General features: G+C 63.3%; 24 protein-coding genes and 1 riboswitch. Of the genes, 7 read left to right on the forward strand and 17 right to left on the reverse strand.

Annotated features, from left to right (window positions below; translation table 11 throughout):
- The first annotated feature begins 55 nt into the window (after positions 1-55).
- The gene (locus tag NTA49_RS05120) at positions 56-325 is read left to right on the forward strand and encodes a hypothetical protein (RefSeq protein WP_258293583.1); all 270 of its coding nucleotides are present in this window, start codon (positions 56-58) and stop codon (positions 323-325) included.
- A gap of 165 nt (positions 326-490) precedes the next feature.
- Here NTA49_RS05120 and NTA49_RS05125 read toward each other — a convergent pair whose 3' ends face one another.
- From NTA49_RS05125 to metZ, 5 genes are all read right to left on the reverse strand, one after another.
- On the reverse strand, positions 491-2068 hold the full coding sequence (locus NTA49_RS05125) for a thiamine pyrophosphate-binding protein (protein WP_258293584.1): 1578 nt from the start codon (positions 2066-2068) through the stop codon (positions 491-493).
- A complete protein-coding gene (locus NTA49_RS05130) occupies positions 2068-3516 on the reverse strand; it encodes a TrkH family potassium uptake protein (protein WP_258293585.1) in 1449 nt (482 codons plus the stop codon). Before NTA49_RS05130 ends, NTA49_RS05125 begins: the two co-directional genes overlap by 1 nt.
- A 71-nt stretch (positions 3517-3587) precedes the next feature.
- Entirely contained in the window at positions 3588-3833 is a 246-nt protein-coding gene (locus tag NTA49_RS05135) for a hypothetical protein (protein ID WP_258293586.1), read from the reverse strand.
- Positions 3834-4041: 208 nt separating this feature from the next.
- On the reverse strand, positions 4042-5148 hold the full coding sequence (gene folE2 / locus NTA49_RS05140) for a GTP cyclohydrolase FolE2 (protein ID WP_258293587.1): 1107 nt from the start codon (positions 5146-5148) through the stop codon (positions 4042-4044).
- Positions 5149-5348: 200 nt separating this feature from the next.
- Positions 5349-6527 (reverse strand): O-succinylhomoserine sulfhydrylase, encoded by a 1179-nt coding sequence (gene metZ, locus NTA49_RS05145; protein ID WP_258293588.1) that lies wholly within the window; start codon positions 6525-6527, stop codon positions 5349-5351.
- A 68-nt stretch (positions 6528-6595) separates the two neighbouring features.
- Positions 6596-6673, reverse strand: a riboswitch (SAM riboswitch).
- A gap of 110 nt (positions 6674-6783) precedes the next feature.
- Between metZ and NTA49_RS05150 the strand changes: the two genes are divergently transcribed.
- Entirely contained in the window at positions 6784-7668 is an 885-nt protein-coding gene (locus tag NTA49_RS05150; RefSeq protein WP_258293589.1) for an alpha/beta hydrolase, read from the forward strand.
- Positions 7669-7733: 65 nt separating this feature from the next.
- On the opposite strand, the gene NTA49_RS05155 is transcribed toward NTA49_RS05150, so the two are convergent.
- Both NTA49_RS05155 and NTA49_RS05160 read right to left on the reverse strand, forming a co-directional pair.
- Complete coding sequence (locus NTA49_RS05155; protein ID WP_258293590.1) at positions 7734-8390, reverse strand: inner membrane-spanning protein YciB; 657 nt, start codon at positions 8388-8390, stop codon at positions 7734-7736.
- Positions 8387-9289: a DMT family transporter gene (locus NTA49_RS05160; protein ID WP_258293591.1), complete on the reverse strand. Its 903-nt coding sequence runs from the start codon at positions 9287-9289 to the stop codon at positions 8387-8389. The genes NTA49_RS05155 and NTA49_RS05160 overlap by 4 nt, the downstream gene beginning before the upstream one ends.
- A 152-nt stretch (positions 9290-9441) precedes the next feature.
- On the opposite strand from NTA49_RS05160, the gene NTA49_RS05165 reads away from it, so the two are divergent.
- Positions 9442-9924 carry an MgtC/SapB family protein gene (locus tag NTA49_RS05165; protein ID WP_258293592.1) on the forward strand — a complete coding sequence of 161 codons (483 nt, stop codon included), beginning with the start codon at positions 9442-9444 and terminating at the stop codon, positions 9922-9924.
- A gap of 7 nt (positions 9925-9931) precedes the next feature.
- Here NTA49_RS05165 and ftsY read toward each other — a convergent pair whose 3' ends face one another.
- On the reverse strand, positions 9932-11356 hold the full coding sequence (ftsY, locus tag NTA49_RS05170; RefSeq protein WP_261368133.1) for a signal recognition particle-docking protein FtsY: 1425 nt from the start codon (positions 11354-11356) through the stop codon (positions 9932-9934).
- A 65-nt stretch (positions 11357-11421) separates the two neighbouring features.
- Positions 11422-13125: an NAD(P)H-dependent oxidoreductase subunit E gene (locus NTA49_RS05175; RefSeq protein ID WP_258293593.1), complete on the reverse strand. Its 1704-nt coding sequence runs from the start codon at positions 13123-13125 to the stop codon at positions 11422-11424.
- A 237-nt stretch (positions 13126-13362) separates the two neighbouring features.
- On the opposite strand from NTA49_RS05175, the gene NTA49_RS05180 reads away from it, so the two are divergent.
- Complete coding sequence (locus NTA49_RS05180; RefSeq protein WP_258293594.1) at positions 13363-13755, forward strand: hypothetical protein; 393 nt, start codon at positions 13363-13365, stop codon at positions 13753-13755.
- Positions 13756-13793: 38 nt separating this feature from the next.
- Here the strand turns inward: NTA49_RS05180 and NTA49_RS05185 are convergent, their stop codons facing one another.
- Positions 13794-15167 (reverse strand): aspartate aminotransferase family protein, encoded by a 1374-nt coding sequence (locus tag NTA49_RS05185; protein ID WP_258293595.1) that lies wholly within the window; start codon positions 15165-15167, stop codon positions 13794-13796.
- A gap of 198 nt (positions 15168-15365) precedes the next feature.
- On the opposite strand from NTA49_RS05185, the gene NTA49_RS05190 reads away from it, so the two are divergent.
- Positions 15366-16403 (forward strand): cyclase family protein, encoded by a 1038-nt coding sequence (locus NTA49_RS05190; protein WP_258293596.1) that lies wholly within the window; start codon positions 15366-15368, stop codon positions 16401-16403.
- Here the strand turns inward: NTA49_RS05190 and xseA are convergent.
- Positions 16400-17944, reverse strand: a complete 1545-nt coding sequence (xseA, locus tag NTA49_RS05195; protein WP_258293597.1) for an exodeoxyribonuclease VII large subunit — start codon at positions 17942-17944, stop codon at positions 16400-16402. The two genes, NTA49_RS05190 and xseA, sit on opposite strands and share 4 nt — an antisense overlap.
- Before the next feature lie 78 nt (positions 17945-18022).
- Between xseA and purD the strand changes: the two genes are divergently transcribed.
- Entirely contained in the window at positions 18023-19288 is a 1266-nt protein-coding gene (purD, locus tag NTA49_RS05200) for a phosphoribosylamine--glycine ligase (RefSeq protein WP_258293598.1), read from the forward strand.
- Between the two features lie 67 nt (positions 19289-19355).
- Here purD and NTA49_RS05205 read toward each other — a convergent pair whose 3' ends face one another.
- Complete coding sequence (locus NTA49_RS05205) at positions 19356-20072, reverse strand: FG-GAP repeat domain-containing protein (RefSeq protein WP_258293599.1); 717 nt, start codon at positions 20070-20072, stop codon at positions 19356-19358.
- Positions 20072-20395 carry a 2Fe-2S iron-sulfur cluster-binding protein gene (locus tag NTA49_RS05210; protein ID WP_258293600.1) on the reverse strand — a complete coding sequence of 108 codons (324 nt, stop codon included), beginning with the start codon at positions 20393-20395 and terminating at the stop codon, positions 20072-20074. The genes NTA49_RS05205 and NTA49_RS05210 overlap by 1 nt, the downstream gene beginning before the upstream one ends.
- Positions 20396-20621: 226 nt before the next feature.
- On the opposite strand from NTA49_RS05210, the gene NTA49_RS05215 reads away from it, so the two are divergent.
- Complete coding sequence (locus NTA49_RS05215; protein ID WP_258293601.1) at positions 20622-21146, forward strand: peptidoglycan-binding domain-containing protein; 525 nt, start codon at positions 20622-20624, stop codon at positions 21144-21146.
- A gap of 55 nt (positions 21147-21201) precedes the next feature.
- Here the strand turns inward: NTA49_RS05215 and NTA49_RS05220 are convergent, their stop codons facing one another.
- The 4 genes from NTA49_RS05220 to hflK form a co-directional block, all read right to left on the reverse strand.
- Positions 21202-22677: a DegQ family serine endoprotease gene (locus NTA49_RS05220; RefSeq protein ID WP_258293602.1), complete on the reverse strand. Its 1476-nt coding sequence runs from the start codon at positions 22675-22677 to the stop codon at positions 21202-21204.
- A 291-nt stretch (positions 22678-22968) separates the two neighbouring features.
- Positions 22969-23166, reverse strand: coding sequence for a DUF2065 domain-containing protein (locus tag NTA49_RS05225; RefSeq protein ID WP_258293603.1), 198 nt, complete (start codon positions 23164-23166; stop codon positions 22969-22971).
- A 1-nt stretch (position 23167) separates the two neighbouring features.
- A complete protein-coding gene (gene hflC, locus NTA49_RS05230; RefSeq protein WP_258293604.1) occupies positions 23168-24061 on the reverse strand; it encodes a protease modulator HflC in 894 nt (297 codons plus the stop codon).
- Positions 24061-25233 (reverse strand): FtsH protease activity modulator HflK, encoded by a 1173-nt coding sequence (gene hflK / locus NTA49_RS05235; protein WP_258293605.1) that lies wholly within the window; start codon positions 25231-25233, stop codon positions 24061-24063. Before hflK ends, hflC begins: the two co-directional genes overlap by 1 nt.
- Positions 25234-25261: the final 28 nt, after the last annotated feature.

The following is a 25261-nucleotide window of genomic DNA, read 5'->3' on the forward strand; positions in this document are numbered from 1 at the left end:
CCCTCATTTTGATGATCGGGCTTAGGGGCTGATTTCGATCAAAATGGAGTGGACAATGATTAACAGATTTCTCGGCATTCTCGCATTGGGTGCAACCGTGATGGTGACGTCTCAGGCTGCGGCCAGCGTTGCGGCACCGCCCGTGGACCATCAGGGCCAGTGGTGGACCAACCCGCTGGGCTGCGATTATTCGCGCGCCGGACGGCCCGGTGAAACCATGTGGTTTCTGATCATCAACACGGCCAAACCCGGCTGTGCAACCTATATCGCGGGCACCACCTGGGGTGGCATTTACAGCGCCCATGGGCCCATTTTGAAACGCTGATACGATTGCGGCCCGCGCCCTTGCGGGGGCCGCAAGCCTGTCACAGAGTAACGAGTAACCGACAGTAGACCTGAGCGCGTGACAGGTAAGCAGGCGCAGCCCTAGAGCGGCGTCTGCTTTTGTCTGTGACGGTTGCGGTCCCCCGGTTTCAGGCGCGTCGCAAGGTCAGTCGATGATTTCAGACGTCAGGTAGATCAGCGTCGGCCCATCTGCCTTGAACGCGGCCTGCACTGCATCCTGCATGTCGCGCATGGTCTTCGGCGCGGCAGCATAAGCGCCAAAGGCCTCGGCCAGCTTGCAGAAATCGGGGTTGCGCGCGATCACCGCATTGGGTGCGATCTGGGCGCGGGTCATGCTGTCTTCGATCTCTTTCAGCTTGCCGTTGTCCCACAGGATGATCGGCAGCGGCAGCCCCAGTTCGACCGCAACGCCCAGTTCCTGCATGGTATAGTGAAAGCCGTAGTCGCCGATGATCGCAAGCGTCGGTTTGTCGGGGCGCGCGATGGCCCCGCCGATGGCCGCAGGGGTCGCATAGCCCAGCGTGCCAAAGCCGAAAGGATGGTGCCAGTGGCCGGGTTTTTCCATCGGCCAGACGTCCATCGCCACATAGGCGAATTGCGTCATGTCGGAATAGATCATCGTATCGTCAGGCACCACATCGCGAAGCGCGTCGCACAAGGGCGTGATGCCGGGGCGTGCGGCGTCGCTGTCGGCGCGCCATGCGGTGCGAGACTTGGCGACCTCGTCCTTGGTCCAGCCCGATGCGGGCTTGTCCATCGCTTCGGCGCGTTCCAGCAGGGCACGCATCAGCAGTGGCCCGTCGCACAGGATGTTCAGCACGCCCGCGTCGGTGTTGGTAAACTGGGAGGGGTCGATGTCGACCCGCACCAGCAGGCTTTGATGGCCCAGATGCGACCGCCACAGGTCGACCTCGGCCAGTTCGGACCCGACGACCACCACCACATCGGCAGAGCCGATCACGTCAGCGCTGGCAGGCTGCGAAAGCCCCGCGCCAAAGTGCAGCGGATCGTCGGTGCCGACGATGCCCCGGCCCGCGTAGGTGGTGAAGGACGCGGCCCCCAGAGCCTTCAACGCCTTGCGCGTCACCTCGAATCCCACCTTGGCACCGCCGCCAAAGACAAACAGCAGTCGGTCAGCAGACAGGATACGGTCCAGCGCATCGCCCATCTGCGGCAGGCTGGGGGCGGTGTAGGGGCGCGGCGCGGGAGCCGGATCGGCGGGCGCCTCAAGCGCTGCAATCGGCACCTGAATGTGCTTGGGTCGCGCGCGCTGCGCTATCATTTCGGTCAGCGCGCGGTCGATCAGTGCATAGGCGGCCTGCGGCGTGCGCGCCTCGGCGGACCAGTCGCAGACGGTGGCTGCGGCGGCGCGCTGGTCCTTCATCTGGTGCAACTGGCCCTTGATGCCCTCGACCTCGTCCAGACAGGAGGACACGACCAGCACGGGCACGGAATCGGAATAGGCCTGCCCCATCGGCGTCATGATGTTGCACAGCCCCGGCCCCGTGATCACGTAAGCGACCCCCGGTTTGCCTGACGCGCGCGCATAGCCGTCGGCCATGAACCCCGCGCCCTGTTCGTGGCGGGCCAGAACGTGTGTGATCCCCGCCTCTTCGATGCCGCGGTACATTTCCTGATTGTGAACCCCCGGAATGCCAAAGATCGTGTCGACCCCGCGTGCCTTCAGCATGTGGGAAATTTGGGCTCCGAGTGGGCGTTTCATCAGGCTCTCCAGAATTGTACGGTCAGAATGGCGTAGACCACCATCAGTTCCAGCCGACCTACCAGCATTCCAGCCGCAAGCAACCATTTGGCGGTGTCGTTCAGCGGGCCAAAGGTGCCCGCGGGGCCGATCGTGTCGCCCAAACCGGGGCCGATGTTCGCCAGCGCCGTGGCCGCCCCCGACAGCGAGGTCACGAAATCCAGTCCTGTCATGCCAAGCGCAACGGCCAGAAGGCCCATCGACACCACGAAAAACACGAAGAACGTCATCACCGACCCCAGCACATCGGCATCGACCACGCGGCCATCGTATTTGGGTGTAAAGATACCATGCGGGCTGCGCGTCTTGCGCAATTGCGCTCGGATCGACGAAAACAGGATCTGATAGCGGAATATCTTGATCGAACAGGCGGTCGATCCGGCGCAGCCGCCGATCAGCCCCAGAAAGAAGAAGATCGAGATCAGGAACGGCCCCCACGCCATGTAATCGACGCTGGAATAGCCGGTGCCCGAAATCACCGAAACCACGTTGAACAACGCCTCGCGCACCGCCTGTTCGACGTCGTGGGGGAAAATATAGGTCAGGGTAAACGCGCTGACGCCGACGACGATGGCGATGGTCCCCAGAAACGCATGCACCTGCGTGTCGCGCCAGATCGCGGTGGTGTTGCCGTTGATCAGCTGCACATAGCGCACGAAGGGCAAGGCCGCGAGGATCATGAAGAACGAGGCCGCGTACTCCTTGCCACCGACGAAGGCCCCGAAAGAAGCGTCGTAGTTGGCAAATCCCCCGGTTGAAACCGTGGTCAGCGCATGCACCGTCGCGTCAAAGACGTTCATCCCCAGGATCAGATAGACCAGCGCGCACATGAGGGTAATGGCGATGTAGATGCCCGAGATCTGGCTGGCGATCTGGGTCGCGCGCGGCAGGATCTTGCCCATGGTTTCAAAGGCTTCCGAGCGGAAGATCTGCATGCCGCCGACCCGCAGTTCGGGCAGGAACACCATCGCGACCACGATGATGCCGATGCCGCCCAGCCATTGCAGGATGCCGCGCCACAAGAGCAGCCCCTTGGGCAGCGTGTCCAGCCCGGAAAACACCGTCGACCCGGTCGTTGTCAGCCCCGACATCGCCTCGAAGAACGCATCGACATAGCGCGCTTCGGTCGCGCCGAATACAAAGGGCAGCGCGCCGAAGATCGGCAGCATCAGCCAGACGCCGGTGGTCAAAAGAAAGGTTTGCTGGATCGTCAGACCTTCGCGGACACCGTTGGCACAGCTGAGTGCCAGCACACCGCCCGCCAGTATGGTGATCAGACCGGATTCGACGAAAACCGGCCAATGTTCCTTGCCCTCGGCAAGATCCACCAACATCGGAAAAATCATGGTCAGCCCGAGAACGGTAACCAGAAGTCCGATGACATATCCAACGGGGCGCAGGTCTAACATCGCGCCAGCGTTGGCGCGGGCCGCGCCGACTGTCAAGACAGTCTCAGGCGCAGCCCAGCGTCAATTCACGATCAAACGTAGTAGAGATCGCGGAACACATACGCGGGGATATTTTCGCGTGCGATTTTCAGCTCTGCCAGCTGTGCGTCCGACATCGCATTCAGACGGTCGATCAGGTGCATGCGTGCTTCCATGCCGCGCGATTTCTGACCGGCTTCGATCAGTTTGGTAAAGCCGCGCGACAGGGCCGCGCCGAAACCCGCGAAGAACTGTGCAACGGGTGAAGTGGTGATGTGAGTGGCGGTTTGAGTAGCCATTATAATAAGCCTCTTTGGTCTGGAGTGTTAAAATTTCTCTCCTGTGACACACCATATAGGTATGCGCACCTGACCTACCACCGACGATAATGCATAGCTGCATTGCAGCAATTCGAATATGGTTTCGCGTATTTATTCAGCAATCGTGCCTGTTTTCTCTGCCGCACCGCAGCACGGCAGAGAAGAAAGGCGTCTTTCGCCGCCACGTTTATCCGACGTGAAACAGGCTTTGGAACATACGCGGATCAATGCTGTCCGAGGCGAAAGTGTCACCCTCTGTCAGCACGGAAACGGCGTCGTGACTGTGCAGGCTTTCTTGGTGGCTGGCCACGACGCGAAAATCTCCGACGCGGTGATCGGCAAGCAGTTGTTCGCAGAACAGACGCGCCGCATCCTCGACAAAGATCGGATTGGCCGCGTTCAGCTCGGCAAAGGCCTGTTCATCCTCGCGCTTGACCATCACTTGGGTCTCGGTCGGCACCGCACGGCGGCAGGCGTCAATCAGATCCTCGAACCACAGCGGGCCTGCGTTGTCGTCCAGCACCACGGAAATGCGCGCGACCGAACGTTGCGAATGTGGCGTGGCGAGTTGACCGCGCGTGGCACGGGCATGTTCGCTCAGTTCCAGCGAACAGGGGCAGGTCGACGAATAGACATAGTCCAGATGCACGATCTTCTTGCGCACGCCATTCCGCTCCACCAGTTCCAGCGCGATATCGTAATACTGATAGCCCGCGAGGCCCGAGCGCAGGCTTTGCACCTTCATCGGGAACGACAGGCGCATCTGGATACGCGCGTCAAAGCTTTCGAGGTCGGTCTTGTAGTCGTCCAGCGCCGCCTCGATCACCTCGAAGCTGAAGGTCGCGTCGGCATGGGCATAGAACGAGCGCATGATGCGGCTCATGTTGATGCCCTTCTTGTCGGCGTCCAGGCTGACGGTGCCGGTCACGGAAGTCTCCAGCAGCATCGGCGAGTCACTGTCGCGGCTGAGATAGCGCAGTGGGAGGCGGAAGTTCGAGATGCCAACATGCTGAATGCGCTGACGTGCGCCGCGGATCAGGCTGGAGGGGCCGTTCTGCAGATCGGGCAACGTCGCCTTATAGGCGGCATCGACCGCGAACTCTTCGGGATACGCGCGCGAGAACGCAGGATAATCCGCCCCGGAGTCGCCGGGCAGCAGGCGCGCCACGGAGACGTCGAGTTCCAGTATCTCGGTCGTTGAAGCGGATTTCGCCCAAAGACGCAGCGTGTCCAGCGCAGCCTCGGCGTCATCGCGTTCGGGTATTTGTCGGATATTGGGCGTATGAACGTTCATGCAGTGGCCCCCCTTTTTGTCGATCCACCCCCAACATAGGGACGCAACCGACCTTTGCCAATGTCTGAGAAGGATACGGAATGACACCGCTATCGGATCACAGCAGGGGGAATAAATCCTGCCGATGGCAGGATTTTTCTATGACAGAGGCGACGCACAAGCGCCCGAAACCGCAGCATCGGGCGCTGTTTTTTGGGTGCTCAGGCCTGGTCGAGCGCTTGCAGCATGTCCACGATCAGATCGTCGGCATCTTCAAGGCCCACCGAGATGCGCACGAGGCCCGGCGTGATGCCCAGCAGGTCCTTCTGCTCTTGCGGCAGGCGCTGGTGGGTTGTGGTCGCCGGGTGCGTCAGGATCGACTTGGCGTCGCCCAGGTTGTTCGAGATCACCCCGATCTGCAGGGCGTTCAGAAAGCGGAACGCCGCCTCTTGTCCGCCTGCAAGATCGATGGCCAGCAATGTGCCGCCTTTGCCCATCTGGCGCATGCACAGATCGTGCTGCGCGTGCGAAGCATGGCCGGGATAAATCGCGCGCGCCAGCTTGGGATGGCCCGACAGCGCATCGGCCAGCGCCTCGGCGGTGGCGGTCTGCGCGCGTACGCGCAACTCGATGGTCTCCAGCCCCTTCAGCATGATCCACGCGCTGAACGGTGACAGTGCGGGGCCTGTGTGCTTGAGATAAGGCTCGACCGTCTTGCGGATATACTCTTCCGACCCCAGGATCACACCGCCCATCGCGCGCCCCTGCCCGTCGATATGCTTGGTCGCCGAATAAATCACCACATCGGCACCCTGCTCGAACGCACGGCTGTAGACCGGCGAGGCGAAGACGTTGTCGATCACGACCTTGGCGTTCTGCGCGTGCGCCAGCTTCACCACCGCCTCGATGTCGATCACTTCCAGCGTCGGGTTCGACACGCTTTCAAAGAACACCACGTCGGTCTCGGGCGTAATCGCCTGCTCCCATGCCTCCAGATCGGTGCCGTCGACCAGCACGATCTCGACGCCGTAGCGCGCGAGGATCTCTTCCAGCACATAAAGACAGGACCCGAAGAGCGCACGCGCCGACACCACGCGGTCGCCCGCCTTGAGCATCGACATCAGCGCGCCGCTGACCGCCGCCATGCCCGACGCGGTAGCAAAGGCCGCCTCGGCCCCTTCCAGCGACGCGATCCGGTCCTCGAACATCGCGACCGTAGGGTTGCCATAGCGGGCATAGATGAACTCGTCCTCGCCCGCCTTCTCGAACCGCTGGGCCGCGGCCTCGGCGCTGTCATAGACAAAGCCCTGGGTGAGAAAGATCGCTTCGCTGACCTCGCCGTACTGGCTGCGGCGGGTGCCTGCGTGGACGGCGCGGGTGCGTGGTTTCCAATCGGTCATATCAGTCATCCTTACGGGCCTGGGAAGGGCTGGCCACAAAAAAGCCCCCGAAACGCGGTCAAGCGAAGGGAGGCTTCATCCTGACCTTTTAGCGGGAATATTTAACGTGGCCCGCAATCCGGTAACAAATCGCCACGACCGCACCGATAGGCTCTTGCAGCCTTTGCGTCAACACCGCGCGAAACGGTCATGTAAAGTTTACACAGATTGCATAGTCCTGCGCCCAACAGCACCGAAACGTTGCAAGGAGATGCACTTGCCCGTCCTCAGAGTGAACGCCGACACCAACGGCCCCTGTCTTCACCTCAATTCCGGCCCGCTGCTGCCCGCGCTGATGCGCGCAGCCTCCGGCACCGGGCCGATCATAGTGATGATCCCCGGCTACAAGTACAATCCCGCCCTGCCCGATCACTGCCCGCACCGCACCCTGCTGCGCCGCGACGGGTCATGGCTGCGGCAGATGGGCTTTGGCATGGGCGATCCCGACGAGGGACTGGCGCTGACCTTTGGCTGGAACGCGCGCGGCCCGGTCTGGCACGCGGCCCGCCGCGCCCGCGTTGCAGGCGGGCAGTTGGGCCGCGTGCTGCGCATCCTGCACCGTCAGGCCCCGCACCGCCCGATCCACCTGATGACGCATTCAATGGGAGCTGAGGTGGCGCTTGCCGCCCTGCACGTGCTGCCCCGCGGCACGGTGACCCGCATGCTGACCCTGACCCCGGCCAGTTACCGCGGCACCGCCGACGCGGCCCTCGCCTCGGATGCCGGGGCCGCTCTGGAATGGATCAACGTCACCAGCCGCGAAAATGCGCTCTTTGACCTCATGTACGAACGCCTCGTCTCGCCACAGCGCCGGGGCGACCGGGTCATCGGCAACCGCCTGACGGCTCGGAACGCCGCCACCCTGCGGCTGGATTGCCCGCGCACGCTGACCAAACTGCAACGCTTCGGTACGCAGATCGCCCCGCCAAGCGCGCGCATCTGTCACTGGTCGGTCTACACCCGTCCCGGTGCGCTGGCCTTCTACAACCGTCTGCTGCGCGATCCGGGTCGCTTGCCGCTGGCCGCACTTCAGGCACCTCTGCCCCCCGCAGAGCCGCGCTGGCGGCTGCCCCTGCCCGCATGGCAAAACGCAGCCGGCTGAACTCGGCACTCAGCTTCTTTTGGCCCTAAATATCCCCGCCGGAGGCATTGAATCTTTCGCGCCCCTCAGCCGCCAGACGTATCGTCGCCCTTGGCGTCCTCGATCCCGTGCGCCTGAAACAGCTTACCCTGGCTCAGGAAGAACCCGAAGACCGCGATCGACAGACCGAAGGTCTTGAAGTACACCCATGTTTCCGTCGTCTGCGTGCGCCAGATAACCTCGTTCAGGACCGCCAGCCCAAAGAAGAACAGCATCAGCCGACGCGTCAGGATCATCCAGCCCTCGTCCTTGAGCGGCATCATCCCCTCCATCACGTATTTGAGATAGGACGTGCCCCGCAGCAGGCCGAGGCCCAGCAGCCCTCCGAACAACAGATAGATCATCGTCGGCTTCATCTTGAAGAACCGGTCATCGTTCAGCCAGACCGACAGCCCGCCAAATACGATCACAAGCACCAGCGTCGCCACCTGCATCCGGCTAATATTGCCCGTCAGATACCAAAGCGCCCCGGTCGAGGCGATCAGCAGCGGGATGAACGCCGCCGTGACCACGATGAACCCGTCATACTCGGTGCCGCCGATGGTAAAGATGCGGTCTTTCAACAGCAAATAAGCGACGAAAAAGACGATGATCGGCCCAAGATCCAGCGCCGATTTCACGAACGGATTGATCTCGCGTCCGCCGGTTTCACCATTCTGTGTCGCAGGGTTGTCTTTGGTCATCCGCCCATCTCTACAATCACGGCGCCCGCAGCGATCAGCGCCATCAGCGCGATGCGGCGGGGGCCTACGGTTTCTTTCAGCACCAGCCAGCCGATAAAGGCCGCGAACACTGTCGAAGTTTCACGCAACACGGCGGCTTCGCCTACCTTGTCCAGCCGCGTCGCCATCATGATAGAGCCAAAACTGAGGAACGCCACCAACCCGCCAAAGACACCGCGTCGCATCAGCGGCGCAATCTCTGGCCGGTCCGGCATCGCCCGCCAGCGAAAATAGGCAACCGGCGGCATCACCAGCCCGTCGATCAGGAAAAACCACGCCAAAAAGGTGAACGGATTCTCGGTCGCGCGAATGCCGTAGGCATCGTAGGTGGTATAAAGCGCCACGAAAAGCCCGGTCAGCACCGCCAGCCCCAGCGCCATGTTCAGCGTGTCGCGCGCCGCCGTCAGATAGCGCAGATTGTAAATCGCCAACCCGAAGATCCCGCACAGAAGCACGCCCACGCCCAGCCATTGCACAAGCGTGAACACCTCCTCGAAGATCAGATAGGCCCCGATCACCGCGAACAGCGGCCCGGTGCCGCGCACCACCGGATAGACGACGGTATAGGCCCCCTTGGTATAGGCCCAGGCCTGCAACATCTTGTAGACCGTGTGGATCGCCCAGGCGCCCGCGAATATCAGCCACATGTGCGGCTCGGGCCATGGCACGACAAACAGCGCAAAGGGGGCTGCCATCACCGCATAGCTGAAATCAATCGCGCCGCGTGTCAGCCAAGGATCGTGCCGCCCCTTTTGCAGCGCCCCAAAGACCGCATGCAAAAACGCCGCCGACAGTGCCAGTATCAGCGCCAGTTGGTGCCCGGCCTCTGTGCCCTCGATCGAGATCAGCCAATCGGTCACGCGCAGCCCCCGTGCGATCCGCCAAAGGGGTCTCGGCGCGCAAAAATACGGGTGTGAAACATGGCTGACATCATGGAAGAATGCTTTGACGGGGAACGCGCAGCGCCGCAAGGCGTTTCGACACCACGACAAGGAACCAAAAGAGACTGTGAATGCTGGACACCATCTGGGACGAATTGAACGGCAGCTTTACCGAAGTGCCCCCCGCCATCGCCACTATAAGACTGATCGCCGCACTGGTTCTGGGTGGCATTGTCGGATTTGAACGCGAGGTGCGCAAAAAGCCCGCAGGCCTGCGCACGCATATGCTGGTGTCGATGGCCGCGTGCCTGTTCATCATCGTCAGCCAGCAACTCAGCAGCATGTCGTTCGGCACCCAAAGCGAACTGCAGGTCGACCCCCTGCGCCTGATCGAAGCGGTCACCGCCGGCGTCGCGTTTTTGGCCGCCGGGATCATCTTTACCTCGGGCGGCGAGGTCAAGAACACCACCACGGGTGCGTCGATGTGGCTGTCGGGCGCAATCGGACTTGCCTGCGGGTCGGGTCAGATGCCGCTGGCCGCAATTGCAACGCTGCTGGTCGTGATCGTGATGGTGCTCTTGCGCGTGGTCGAGCGGTGGATGGGCACCCACTAGCGCGGGATCAGGCGTCGGCCCCGGTCAGGGCGCGTGCAAAATCCTCTGGGTCGAAAGCATCCAGATCGTCGATCTGCTCGCCCACGCCGATGGCATGGATCGGCAGGCCGAACTTGTCCGCCAGCGCCACAAGAACACCGCCCTTGGCGGTGCCATCAAGCTTGGTCATCACCAGCCCCGAGACGTCCGCGACTTCCTGGAAAATCTTGACCTGGTTCAATGCGTTCTGACCCGTCGTTGCGTCCAGCACCAACAAGGTGTTGTGCGGTGCGCTGGGGTCCTTCTTGCGGATCACACGCACGATCTTGGCCAATTCCTCCATCAGATCGGCGCGGTTCTGCAACCGTCCTGCGGTGTCGATCATCAGCAGATCGGCACCCTCTTCCTGCGCGCGTGTCATCGCATCGAAGGCAAGGCTGGCCGGGTCTGACCCTTCGGGCGCCGTCATCACCGGCACGCCCGCGCGGTCGCCCCAAACTTGAAGTTGCTCGACGGCAGCGGCACGGAACGTGTCGCCGGCGGCGATCACCACCTTCTTGCCCGCGCCGCGGAACTGGCTGGCGAGCTTGCCGATGGTCGTCGTCTTGCCCGATCCGTTGACGCCCACCACCAGAACCACCTGCGGCGTCTTCGGATATATCGGCAGCGGCCGCGCGACGGGCTCCATGATGCGAGCGATTTCCGTGGCCATCAGGTTTTTGATCTCGCCCACCGACAGCTTGCGCCCCATCCGCCCCTCGGCCATGTTTGCGGTCACACGCAAGGCGGTGTCGACGCCCATATCGGTCGAGATCAGCAACTCTTCGAGCTGTTCGAGCATGTCGTCGTCCAGCACACGGCGCACCACGGGCTGCGCGGCAGGCACGCGTTTGAACAACCGACCCAGCAGGCCACCCGCAGCAGGCTGGTTGGTCGCCTCCTCCTGCCCCGGATCGGCGGCGCGCGGCAGTTCGGCCGTCGCGGCCGCCGGGGTTTCCATCAGCGTGTCGACCGCCATCGTCGTCGGGCCAGGCCCCGGTGACGGGGGCAGATCGGGCTGCGGGGCCGGAATGGGTTCAGGCTCGGGCGTCGGGGACGGCTCGGGCGTTTGCGGAATTTCCGGCTCAGGCTCGGGCGGCAAGTCAGGCTCGGGCGTCGGTACGGGCGTGGGCTCCGGTGTCGGCTCGGGCTCCGGGGTGGGGATAGGTTCGGGCGGCAGATCCGGTGCGGGGTCGGGCGTGGGCGTCGGCACCTCGTCGGGCTGAGGTGCGGGCACGGGCTCCGGTTCGGGCGTCGGGGACGGCTCGGGCGCTGGGGTCGGATCGGCCGGTTGCGGCACGTCCGGTTCTGCGGCGCTGACTTCGCCGCCGTCCTCGACAATCGCTTCCAATCCTTCGTCAATCTTTGACGAGGATCTGAACATACGGTCCTTGAGTTTCTTGAAAAACGCCATGATGCCTCGTTAGCTTGTTCAATTCTTAGCTAGTACGCGCCGCAGCCTATGAAAAGGGCCAGTTGTCAGACCTCGTTGGGGAAATGTTTCATTGTGGACCGGATCGGGTTCGGTGCCGCCTGCCCCAGCCCGCAGATCGATGCGTCCGCCATGGCGGTGCACAGCTCGTCCAGCAGCGGCTGGTCCCAGCGGTCGGCCTGCATCAGCTTCACGGCCTTTTCACAGCCCACACGGCAGGGTGTGCATTGCCCGCAGCTTTCGTCCTCAAAGAAGCGCAGCATGTTCAGCGCCGCATCGCGCGCTTTGTCGTGATCAGACAAAATAACGACAGCGGCGGACCCGATAAAGGTGCCATGTGGTTGCAATGTGTCAAAGTCCAATGGCACGTCATGCATCGACGCTGGCAGCAAACCCGACGAAGGACCGCCTGGTTGATAGGCTTTGAACACGTGGCCCTCGGCCATGCCGCCTGCGACCTCGATGAGGTCAGTGATGGTCGAGCCTGCGGGCAGCAAATACACGCCTGGCTGCGCGACACGGCCCGAAACCGAGTAGCTGCGCAGGCCCTTGCGGTCATTTTTCACAGTGCTGGACAGAACCTGCGGCCCCTCGCGGCAGATGCGGGCGACCCAGTGCAGGGTTTCAACATTGTGCACCAGCGTAGGGCGGTCGAAAATACCGACCTGCGCCACGAAAGGCGGACGATGACGCGGAATGCCGCGCTTGCCTTCGATGCTTTCGATCATGGCGCTTTCTTCGCCGCAGATATAGGCCCCCGCGCCGCGCCGCAGATCGACAAAGCCCTTATCCACAAGACCTGCGTCCTCCAGTGCGCTGATTTCACGGCGCAAAATCTCGATCACGGCGGGATATTCATCGCGCATGTAGATGAAACAGGTCTCGGCCTCGACCGCCCAAGCGGCGATCAGCATGCCCTCAAGGAACAGATGCGGTGTGCGTTCCAGATAGTAGCGATCCTTGAAGGTTCCGGGCTCGCCCTCGTCGCCGTTCACGGCCAGATAACGCGGACCTGCGTTCGCCCGCACAAAGCCCCACTTCTTGCCCGACGGAAATCCGGCACCGCCCAGCCCACGCAGGCCACTGTCCAGAACGCTCTGCTGAACCGCCTCCCAATCGCCGCTCGTGCGAAACTTTAGCAACGCGTCATAGCCACCTGATTTTCTGTAATTTTCCAGATCTTCATGATGGGGGATAACCGTGTGGATATCTTTTGCGTCAATCGCCGCCTGCACCTTTTCCGGCGTCGCGTGATCAACATGGTTGTGACCCAGTTCCAGCACCGGGGCCGTGTCACAGCGGCCCATGCAAGGCGCACGCAGCACGCGCACCTCGGCGGGGTCCAGCCCGGTTTGCAACGCAGATTTCAACGCCTGCGCACCGGCCAGTTCGCACGACAGGCTGTCGCAGACGCGGATGGTCAGCGCGGGTGGCGGTGTCTCGCCTTCCTTCACCACGTCGAAGTGTGCGTAGAAGGTCGCGACCTCGTAGACTTCGGCCATCGAGATGCGCATTTCCTCGGCCAGCGCGCGCAGATGTGCCGCCGACAGATGGCCGTAAGCATCCTGAATCAAATGCAGAAACTCGATCAACAGGTCGCGCCTGCGCGGGGCATCGCCCAGCAGGGCACGCACATCCATCCACGGCTGATCCTCCAGCGCGCGGCCCTTGGGACGCACCCGGCCCTTGCCCTTGCCGGATTTCCAGACACCTTTCCGGTTGTCCCCGTTCTTGTCGTGATCGAATGCCATGTCGGTTCCTGCCAAGATATGCCCCCTGAGGGAGGCGAATTTAGGGCACATTACCCCATCGCCTTGCACCGCTTCAGCCCAAAAGCGACCCTTGAGGGCGGAATATGGGCCTCGGCTTCGCCACAAATATACCGATTTTGGTGAACTTGCGCGCATCGCAAGCGGTTGTGACGCGAATCCGCCGATCCGCATCGCTCGAGACTGGCGCGGCGCGCGCGGTTCTGGCAGTCTGGGCGCATGATAACACGTATTTTGCTTCTCAGTGCCTTTCTGGCCGCACCGCTCGCTGCCGAACCGATGGATGCCGAGGCATTCGACGCCTATACCAAGGGAAAGACGCTGTTTTTTGGCTCTGGCGGCGCGCCCTATGGGGCCGAAATCTATCTCGACAACCGCCGCGTGCGCTGGTCGTTTCTGGATGGCGATTGCAAGGACGGCTATTGGTACGAAGAGGCGGGCAACATCTGTTTCGTCTACGAAGACCGCCCCGACCCGCAATGCTGGACGTTCGAGCGGCGCGGCGACGGGCTGACCGCGCAATTCCAGAACGATCCGGGGTCGCTGTCACTGTACGAGGCGCAGGACCTGGGCGAGGAAATGCTCTGCCTTGGCCCCAAGATCGGGGTGTAGGCGTCCGCCGCAGTCCCGAAAGACCACGGCGCAACACCTTATCCCAGAACGGTTTTCACCGCCCGTTCAGTGGCCGCAACCACCTGATCCGCGTCTTCACGGCTGAGGCAGAACGGCGGCGCAAAGCCGAGGATGTCGCCCTGCGGCATGGCCCGCGCAATCACCTTGTCCTGCGACAGCAGAGTGCCTGACACCTGCGCGCCGATCTTGTCGGCGGCATCAAAGAACGTGCGGCTGTCACGGTCCTTCACGAACTCGACCGCACAGAGCATCCCCTCGCCGCGGATATCGCCCACATGGGGGTGATTGCCCAAGGCCTCTGACATCGTCTTGTTGAGATAGGCACCGACCTCGCCCGCGTTGGCGATCAGGTTCAGATCGTCGATGAGTTTCAGGTTAGCGACACCCGCCGCAGCCCCGATGGGGTGAGCCGAATAGGTCCAACCGTGGCCGATGGGGCCATTTTCATCGGTGCCCTGCTCCAGAACCTTCCAGACCTTGTCGCCGATGATTGAGCCCGACAGCGGCGCATAGGCCGACGTCAGCCCCTTGGCGATGGTGATGATATCAGCCTCAAGTCCGTAGTGATCGCTGCCGAACATTGTGCCCAGACGGCCAAAGCCGGTCACGACCTCGTCCACCACCAACAGGATATCGTGCTTTTTCAGCACAGCCTGGATCGCGGGCCAGTACCCTTCGGGCGGCGGCACGATGCCACCGGTGCCCAGGACAGGCTCGCCGATGAAGGCCGCGATGGTGTCGGCCCCTTCCCGTTCGATCTGCGCCTCAAGCTCGGACACGCAGTGGGCGACGAATTGCGCCTCGGTCTGGGACTGGTCCGCGCGGCGGAAATAATAGGGCGCCTCGGTGTGGATCACCTGATCAACGGGCAGATCAAACTTCTTGTGGAACAGCTCAAGCCCGGTCAACGAGCCCGTGACCAGCCCAGATCCGTGATAGCCCCGCCAGCGGCTGATGATCTTCTTCTTTTGCGGGCGGCCAAGGATGTTGTTGTAATACCAGATCAATTTCACATTGGTTTCATTCGCATCCGACCCGCCGAGGCCAAAATACACCTTCGACATGTTCGACGGTGCACGGTCGAGGATCATCTTCGACAGCGTGATCGATGCCTCGGTGCCGTGGCCGACGTAAGAGTGATAATAGGCCAGTTCGCGCGCCTGATCGGCGATGGCTTCGGCGATTTCCTGACGCCCATAGCCGACGTTGACGCAGTAAAGCCCGGCGAAGGCATCGAGCAGGCGGTTGCCATCGCGGTCTTCGATGTGGACGCCGCTTGCGGTCTTGATCACACGATTGGGGCTTTCGCCGCGAGCGTGCTGGGCCAGATGGGTTGAGGGGTGAAAGAAATTCTCGCGGTCCCATTGATCCAGTTGATCGTTCTTCAGCATCCTGACGGTCCTTTCGCGCATTTTTTCGGTGTTGTTCCCGCAGACCTAGTGGATTTTCGCACAGACTGCCATGCTTGTGTGCCCTCCTGCGCCCCGCGTCGGGACGCAACGGAACGCGCGGGCACCGCAGCCAGACATGGACGCAAGCCATCGCGGCGCGCCATGATGCCCCCGAAGACGCAGGGGGAGGAGACCCACATGACACAAAGATGGACACAAAGACCGCCGGGGTCGAACTGGGGCGATTTCGGGCCAGAGGACCAGATCGGGCGGCTGAACCTGATGGACCGAGCCAAGGTCAAACAGGGGCTGGCCGAAGCGGTCGAGGGGATCACGTTCTGTCTGTCCCTGCCGCTGGATTATCCCGGCGGCAGCGGGCTGAACCCGCGCCGCAAGCCGCCCGTGGTGCGCCCGACGCTGCGCGAGGGGGCGGTGAACTTCAACGCGACGATCCCCGGTGCGTCGGATGTGCTCTGCGACGATCTGGCGATTCTTCACCTGCAGTATTCGACGCAATGGGACGCGCTGTGCCATGTCGGCGGGCAGTTCGACACGCGCGGCGACGGCGAGACGGCGAAGGTGTTCTACAACGGTTACCGGGCGGGCGAACACATCATCGCGCCCGAAGCGCTGGACGATGCGGGCGTGGGCGCGGATATGAAGCCGCACAGCACCTCGCAGGCGACCGCATTGGGCATCGAAAACGCCGCCGCCCACGGCATTCAGGGGCGCGGCGTCATGGTCGATCTGCGGGCGCATTTCGGCGATGACCGCACGCTGGTGGGCTATGACAAGCTGATGCAGGTGATGGAACAGGATGGGGTCAGCATAGAGCCGGGCGACATGCTGGTGCTGCACACAGGCTTTGCCCAGGTGATCCTGGACATGAACAAGGACCCCGACGAGGAGCGTCTGCACAACGCCTGCGCGGTGCTGGACGGGCGTGATGCGCGGCTGTTGCAATGGATTACCGACAGCGGGATCGCGGCAATTGCCGCCGACAACTATGCGGTCGAGGGCTATCCCGCGACACCGGGCGACGGCTGTTGTTCCACCCTGCCCCTGCACGAGCATTGCCTGTTCAAGAACGGGATCATGCTGGGCGAATTGTGGCACCTCACGCCGCTGGCCGACTGGTTGCGGGCGAACGGGCGGTCGCGTTTCCTGATCACCGCGCCGCCCTTGCGTTTGCCTTCGGCGGTGGGTTCGCCCGTGACGCCGATCGCGACGGTCTAGAAGAGTGATCCCTGATCGGGGGCCTTGGCGGCGGATTTCTTCGGGGCCGCCGCCTTGCCGCCGACCGTCAGCTTGCCGTCGGCAAATTCGATCTCCAGGCTGGCAGCTTTTTTCGCGCCGGCCTTGGTCGTAACCACATCGCCATCGCCACGCACCACCGCATAGCCTCGCGCCAGCGTCGCCTTGTAGCTCAGCGTTTCGCGCAAGCGGTCCATCGCGTCGATCTTACGGCGCAGGGTCTGGGTCTGGCCCTGCCCCGCCCGGACGATGCCAGAGGTCAGCCGGTCCAGATCGCGCCGTGCCGTGACGGTCTGTGCCGTAAGCGCGGCAGGGTCGAAACGGCCTGTGCGCGTGGTGAAACGGTCCGATTTCGCAGCCACCGCGCGGGCAAGTGCGGGCGCCAGGCGCGCCGATAGCTTGTCCAGATCACGCCGTGCGGTCATCACGCTGCGGCGCAGGGTGGCGGGGCGCAGGCTGCCCGATGCCTCTGACAGCTTGACCTTGCGGCGCTGGACGCCCGCAATCAGCGCGGGCCCCAGACGGTCGCCCAGCACGTCCAGCCGCTGGCGCGGGCCTTCCACCAGCACTTCCGGGCGCGGCAAGGCGCGGCCCAGATCCACCAGCCGCTGACGGCGGCGGATCAGCGTGGTCGACAGAGCCTGCGACATACGCGCACCCTGCCCGCCCAGCCATGCCATTAACTCATGGCGCACCGGCACCGCCAGTTCCGCTGCCGCCGTCGGCGTGGGCGCGCGCCGGTCGGACACGAAGTCGATCAGCGTGGTGTCGGTCTCGTGGCCCACGGCGGAAATCAGTGGAATATCAGACGCCGCCGCCGCCCGCGCGACGATCTCTTCGTTGAACCCCCACAGGTCCTCGACACTGCCGCCGCCACGCGCCACGATCAGCAGATCGGGCCGCGGCAGTGCACCACCCGGCGTCATCGCGTTGAACCCGGCGATGGCGCGGGCCACGTCGGCCGCACAGCGCTCGCCCTGCACCGCCACCGGCCAGATCAGCACCTTGCGCGGGAACCGGTCGCGCAAGCGGTGCAGGATGTCACGGATCACTGCCCCCGAGGGCGAGGTGACCACGCCGATGATGTCCGGCAGATAGGGTAAGGGCCGCTTGCGCGTCTCGTCGAACAGCCCCTCGGCCTGCAACATGCCCTTGCGCTTTTCCAGCAACGCCATCAGCGCGCCCATGCCCGCGGGTTTGATGTCCTCAATGACGATCTGGTATTTCGACTGCCCGCCAAAGGTGGTGATCCGACCCGTGGCAATCACCTCCATCCCCTCTTCGGGCTGGGTGTGCAGACGGCTGGCGGTGCCTTTCCACATCACCCCGGAAATCACGCTGCGGTCGTCCTTGAGGTCAAGATACACGTGCCCCGAGCGCGGGCGCGACACCCGGCCCACCTCGCCGCGGATGCGGACATGGCCGAACTCGCCCTCGATCACCCGCTTGATTGCCCCCGAAAGCTCGGTGACGCTGAACTCGGGGGAATTGCCGGCCTCGGCGGGGTCGTCGATCAGGTCCATGGGCGGTGCCTTGCGTGCTTGTGTGGCGGGTGCGCGCAGACTAGAACGCGGGGCAACAAAGGCCAAGGAGTGTGCGGCATGAATATTCTGATCCTCGGCGCTGGTGGCCGTGAACATGCGCTGGCATGGGCGGTGGTGCAAAACCCCAAATGTGACAGGCTGATCGTCGCCCCCGGCAATGCGGGCATCGAAGCCATGGCGGAATGCGCGTCGCTCGACATCGAAGACGGCGGAGAGGTGATCGCTCTGGTCGAGGCGGAAGCGATCGACTTTGTCATCGTCGGCCCCGAGGCACCGCTGGCCAAAGGTGTCGCCGACCGTTTGCGCGATGCGGGCGTTCTGGTCTTCGGGCCCAGCGCCGCCGCCGCGCAACTGGAAGCGTCGAAGGCGTTTACCAAAGAGATTTGCGATGCCTGCGGGGCCAACACCGCCGCCTATGGCCATTTCACCGATGCCGCGTCGGCCCGCGCCTATGTGCAAAAGCAAGGCGCGCCGATCGTGATCAAGGCCGACGGTCTGGCCGCTGGCAAGGGCGTGATCATCGCCGAAACCGTGGCCGAGGCCGAAGCCGCCATCAACGACATGTTCGGCGGTGCCTTCGGCGGAGCGGGCGCCGAAGTTGTGATCGAGGAGTTCATGGAAGGCGAGGAGGCCTCGTTTTTCGTGCTGTGCGACGGCACCGATGTGCTGCCGATGGGCACGGCGCAGGACCATAAGCGCGTCGGCGAAGGCGACACCGGCCCCAACACCGGCGGCATGGGCGCGTACTCCCCCGCGCCGGTGCTGACGGCTCAGATTGCGCAAACGGCTCTGGACCAGATCATCAAGCCATGCATGGACGAGATGGCCAAACGCGGAATGCCCTATCAGGGGGTGCTCTACGCGGGGCTGATGATCAAGGACGGCGTGCCGCGTCTGGTGGAATACAACGTGCGTTTCGGCGATCCGGAATGCCAGGTGCTGATGATGCGGCTGGGCGCGCAGGCGATGGACCTGATGCACGCCGCAGCCCAGGGGCGTCTGGCGGATGCGCGGGTGAACTGGGCCGACGATCACGCGATCACGGTGGTAATGGCGGCCAAGGGCTATCCTGATGCCTACGAGAAAGGCACCGTCATCGGCGGGCTGGACGCATTGCCCGAAGACAGCAGCAACATGGTGTTCCATGCAGGGACCAGACGCGAGGGCGGCGACGTGGTGGCCGTAGGGGGCCGCGTGCTGAACGTGACCGCGCGCGGCGCATCACTGGCCGAGGCGCGCGACCGCGCCTATGCGATGGTCGATGCGGTCGATTGGGACGGCGGCTTTTGTCGGCGCGATATCGGCTGGCGGGCGCTGGACTGAGCGGGCGCAGGGGCTCTGCCCCCGCGTCTGCGACGCGTCCCCGGAGTTTTTCCAGCAAGATGAAGGGTTAGCGGCAGGTCAGAGCGCGGTCTAGAGCGGCGGGGCTATAGCGGCCAAGACTGCGAGACTGCGCGCTGCCGTCGATGAGACCTGTGGCGATGACCTGCGACCAGTCGGCATCGGCGGTGATGATCTCGGGCGCGCCGTCGCACGTGCGCAGGCCGCCAGCAATGGTCTCTTCGCCGATACGGTGATTGGTCAGGCCCGGCTGGTCTGTGACGTGGTGCAGGGTGCCGCCGTCATAGCGCCAGATGCGCAGCACCTTGGCCAGATGCGGACGGTCGACATAGGCGATCTCGATCAAGCCGTCGCCGTCCAGATCGGCGATGGCCGCAGGCGCAAGCCAGCGGTTGCGCTGCCCGATGGGCGGCGTCGCGGTACGGGTGAGTGTGGTGCCCCTGAGGCGGTAGACGACCAGCGCCGCCCCTTCGGTCACCGTGCTTTCCACGACGATGACCTCGGGCGTGCCGTCGTTATCAAGATCGGCCAGACGCGGGGCGATGTCTTCGAACACGGCGCTTTGCGGCAAGGTCACGCAGGCCTGCGCCTGTGCGCCCGAGAGACACAGGCGGCCCCATTCTGGCAGATCGCCCATGATGGCGTGACCATAGCGGTCTGTCGGAGTCTCGAACCGGGCGGCGAATGCGCCCAGGCGCACCTCGGCCAGCGGTTCCGCAGCCGAGGCGCAGGCCAGCAGCGCCCAGAAGAGCGCCGCCAGCCGCATCAGATCTGTTTTTCGGGCATGTGGACGACCAGACCGTCCAAAGCGTCGGTGACCTTCAGCTGGCAGGTCAGGCGCGAGCGGGCGGGATCGGGCTCGAACGCGAAATCCAGCATGTCCTCTTCCATGTCGTCTTTGGCGGGCAGCTTTTCCACAAAGGCCGGATCGACGTAGACGTGACAGGTCGAGCAGGCACAGGCACCGCCGCAGTCGGCTTCGATGCCGGGGATGTTGTTGTCGCGTGCGCCTTCCATGACGGTCATGCCGTTCGAGACGTCGACGACGTGTTCCTTGCCGCCATGTTCGATGTAAGTGATCTTGGCCATACGTGCCCCCTTGGTGCGAAATCCCTGCATGTCTATCCAGCCGTCCGGTGCTGCGCCAGCCCCTTTTCGGCCAGTGTTGCCTGCTGCGGCACGGGGCCGAAGCGTCTGGTGCATTTTTGCCTTTCTGCGAGCAGTGCCGAAGCGTCTGGCAGGGCTGGTCAGCGTGCGGCGATGCGGGTAGCCTGCCGCGCAAAGCCGTATCGCAACCGGCACGAGGACAGGCATCATGATCCATTTTCGCACCGCCGCACTTGGCATTATCTTGCTGAGCGCCTGCGATCCGATCACCGCAGACGACGGGCTGACGGGGCCGGGCATGATCCGGCTGACTACGGAGCGCCCCGAGGGCGCCGCCCCCGACACTTGCTGGGGCAAGAGGACATCGCCCGCCATCATCGAGACAGTCGAGCGCGAGGTGCTGCTGAAACCCGCGCAGACCAGCAGCGATGGGCGGATTCAGCAGCCAGCGGTCTATCAGCGCGAAAGCGTGCAGGAGATCGTGAAAGAGCGTGAGGACACGTGGTTTCAGGTGCCCTGCGGCGTGGAGTTTACGCCCGAGTTCGTCTCGTCGCTGCAACGCGCGCTGGCGGCGCGGGGCATCTACCGTGGCCCCGTCACCGGCGAGATGTCGATGCGCACCCGTGCCGCCGTGCGCAGGCTACAGGCGACAGAGGGGTTCGACAGCGATATCCTGACCGTCGAAACCGCCCGCACCCTGGGGCTGATCGCAGTCGAGCGGCAGCCGGAATAGCAAAAGGCCGGGCAGAGCAGCCCGGCCTTCTGACATTTCAAATTGGCATTCTGCCTTATTCGGCGATGCCCAGCGCGACAAAGCGCGGATCACCGGCACGGCGCACCAGCAACAGCAGCGACTTGCGCCCTGCTTCCTTGACCTCGTCCACCCGTGTTTCGAACTCGGCGATTGACGCGATCTTCTGCTGTCCCGCTTCGGTGATCACGTCGCCCGCACGCAGACCTTTCTCATAGGCCTCGGATGCTTCGTCGACATCGGCCACGGCAAGGCCCACCAGACCTGCATCCACACCCAACTGCTCGCGCACCTCATCGGTCAGCGGCGTCAGCGTCAGGCCCAGAACCTCCTTCGTTGTCTCTGGCGCTTCCTCAGGTTCAGCACCGGGTGCGACGGCGGGCACGGCCCCTTCGGCCTCTTCACGGCGGCCAAGCGTCACTTTCAACGTCACGGTCTTGCCATCACGGAACACCACGACCCGCACCGCTTCGCCCACGGGGCTGTTGCCCACCTGGCGGACCAAGCTACGGGTGTCGGCCACTTCCACGCCGGCAAAGCTCAGGATAACGTCACCGTCCTTCATGCCTGCTTCCATGGCCGGGCCCTCGGGCACCGATGTCACCAGCGCGCCTGCGGTTTTCTCCAGACCCATTGCCTCGGCGATGTCGGGGGTCACGTCCTGGATGCGCACGCCCAGCCAGCCGCGGCGGGTCTCGCCGAACTCCTGCAACTGCTTGACCACACGTGTCACAACGTTGGATGCCATCGAAAAGCCTATACCGATGGAGCCACCGGTGGGCGACAGGATCGCGGTGTTCACACCAATAACCTCGCCGTCCATGTTGAACAGCGGCCCGCCCGAGTTGCCCCGGTTGATCGCGGCGTCAGTCTGGATGTAATCGTCATAGGTGCCGCTGAGCGCGCGGTTGCGGGCCGACACGATCCCGGCAGAGACAGAAAACCCCTGCCCCAGCGGGTTGCCCATCGCAATCACCCAGTCGCCCACGCGTGCGGCGTCACTGTCACCGAAGGGCACGAAAGGCAGCGCGCCATCGGCATCGACCTTCAACAGCGCGATGTCGGTGTTGGGATCGGTGCCCACGACCGTGGCATCCAGTTCGGTGCCATTGAAGAACTCGATCTTGATCTCGTCCGCCCCATCGATCACGTGGTTGTTGGTGACCACATAGCCGTCTTCCGAAATCACAAAGCCCGAGCCCAGCGCGGACGACCGGCGGGGGCGATCCCCGTTGTTGTTGCGGTCCTGAAATTCGCGAAAGAAATCCTCGAACGGGCTGCCCTCGGGCACGATGCCTTGGGGTCCGGTGTTGCCCGCCACGACCGTCGATGTGGTGATGTTTACCACCGACGGGCTGATCTTCTCGGCCAGGGGTGCCAGGCTTTCGGGCTTGGCCTGTGCGGCAATCGCTTGCGCAATCACCAGCACCATCGCCAGGGCCGTCAGCCAGATGGCACGAAGTTGAAGGGATGGGGTGCGTGTTCTCGACACTGCGACCGCTCTCGTCTGCATACAACGTTCTCCTGCTGTCCATGCGGACGCTGTCGTCCGCTTTTCACACATTGCTGCGCGTCTGCGCCATACCGTGCATCTAGGGTTGCAGGCTTGCAACATGAAAGATCAATTCAGTCGCAGCCTCTCAAGACCTTGTTACCAATCTGTGAACCGATCGCCGCCAACGCAAGCCCGGCGGGCTGGAAACTTCTTTTGGCTATAAATATCCCCGCCGGAGGCATCAGCTTAAATTTTGGAAAAATTTGAATAAAATCAAGTGGCGCGTCAGCGCCTCGATCAACGCGGCGCTTAGCTCAGGCCCAGTTGATAGGCGACCGACACCAGCAAAAGACCGCTCACCAAAGCGAGAAAGCCGATCTGCCTTCGTGCGGCCTCGGGCAGGCTGCGCAGCAGTTCCAGCACCCGCTCAATCAGCGAAGGGGCCAGCACATAGGCCAGCCCCTCCACCATCAACACCAGTCCCAGGGCCATCAGGACCCAGGCCATGTTATTCGCCTTCGTCTGACCGTGCGCCCTGATCCGAGCGCAGGTAGTTGAAGAACTCGCTGGACGGCGACATCACCATCGTCGAGTTGCTGCCCTGCAAGGCCCGTTCGTAGGCGGTCAGCGAGCGGTAGAACTCGAAGAACTCAGGATCAGCACCGAATGCCGCAGCAAAAATGCTGTTGCGCTCGGCGTCGGCTTCACCGCGGATGATGTCGGCCTCGCGTGTCGCGACCGAGGTCAGTTCGACCACCGTCCGGTCGGCCTGGGCACGGACCCGCTGGGCCGCTTCCTCGCCGCGCGCGACTTCGTCAGCGGCTTCGCGTTCCCGTTCGGCCCGCATCCGGGCAAAGGTCGCATCAAGGTTCTGTTCCGGTAGGTTCGTCTGTTTCAGACGCACGTCCAGCACATCGAGACCCAGCGGCAGCGCCCGCAGACGGGCCTGTTCGGTGATGCGCTCGATATACTCGGCACGGTCCGCCGAAAGGATGGTATTCGATGTCACCCCTTCAGAGCCCAGCACCGCCCGGATCACCGGGTTCAGGATGCCTTGCAGCCGTTCTTCGGCGGCGCGCATGCCATTGGCACCGACGGCCTGACGGAACTGCACCACGTCCGCGATGCGGTAGCGGGCAAAGGCGTCGACCACCAGACGACGGTCATCCGACGGCGTCACCTCGGTCGGAACGGTATCCAGAGCCTGAATACGGTCATCATAGCGCACGACCTGCTGGATCAGCGGGATCTTGAACGCAAGGCCCGGCTCTTCCTTGACCGATTTGATCTGGCCAAATTGCAGGACCAGCGCCTTTTCACGCTCGTCCACGATGTAGATCGAGCTGAGCAGAACAGCCACCAGCACGACCACGGCGGGAATGATAAATGTCGTATTCCGCATCAGTTCGTTCCTCCACGGCGCAATTCATTGAGCGGAAGATAGGGAACAACCCCCTGCCCGCCGCCATTGCCACCCAGTGATTCCTCAAGAATGATCTTGTCCACATCCCCAAGGATGCGTTCCATTGATTCCAGGTAAAGCCGCTTGCGCGTGACCTGCGGTGCCTTGGAATATTCCTCGAGGATCGAGGTAAAGCGTGCAGCCTCACCCTGGGCTTCGTTGACCTGTTGGGCACGGTAGCCTTCAGCCTCTTCCAGCGTCTGCGCGGCTTCACCGCGTGCCCCCGCGAGAACGCGGTTGGCATAGGCATCGGCCTGACGTTCCAGACGGTCGCGCTGCTGCTCGGCGGCCTGCACTTCGCGGAAGCTGTCGATCACCTCGGCGGGCGGATCGGCCTTGTCGAGGTTGAGACGCACGATGTTCACACCGCTGTCGTATTGGTCCAGCGTCTGCTGGATCAGTTGCTGCGCCTCGTCGGCGACCAATTGGCGGTCACGGTTCAAGATCGGTGCCAATTGCGACCGTGCGATGACTTCGCGCATCGCCGCTTCGGACACGGCGCGAATGGTCTCTTCGGGTGCGGCCAGATTGAACAGGTACTTCGCGGCATCGGTGATGTTCCAGACGACCTGGAAATCAATGTCGATGATGTTCGCGTCCGTGGTCAGCATCAGCCCGCTGTCGCCGCGCGACGTGGTGCCGATGGTTTCGGTCTGTTCGCGGGTGACCGACAGGACCTCGGCGGTGACCAGCGGCCAGGGCGCAAAGTTCAGACCGGGGCTGCCCGTCGACGAATATTCGCCCAGGAACAGCTCAACCGATTGCTCGTCGGGTTTCACGGTGTAAAAGCTGGCAAAGGCCCAGGCCGCCACCAGGACAAGCGCCCCAAGGCCGACCGTGCCGCGTGTCAGACGCGGACCGCCGCCGTCCCCACCTGAGCCGGGACCGCCGGTGCCGTTGTTGCCGCCACGACCGCCCATCAGAACGCGCAGTTGTTCCTGCCCCTTTCTGACCAGTTCGTCGATCTCGGGCATCTGACTGCCTTCACCGGGGCGGCGTCCGCCACCCGGCTTGCCGCCATTGCCTGAACCGTTAGAGCCGCGATTGCCCCCGCGCCCGTCGTCTCCGCCAGAGCCTCCGCCGCCCCAGGGGCCGCCTGTATTGCCAGCCATATGTTTTCTGTCCTCCTGTTCGCCGCCC

Origin of the sequence: Pseudosulfitobacter koreensis, from assembly GCF_024733015.1 — a bacterium.
GTDB lineage: Bacteria > Pseudomonadota > Alphaproteobacteria > Rhodobacterales > Rhodobacteraceae > Pseudosulfitobacter > Pseudosulfitobacter koreensis.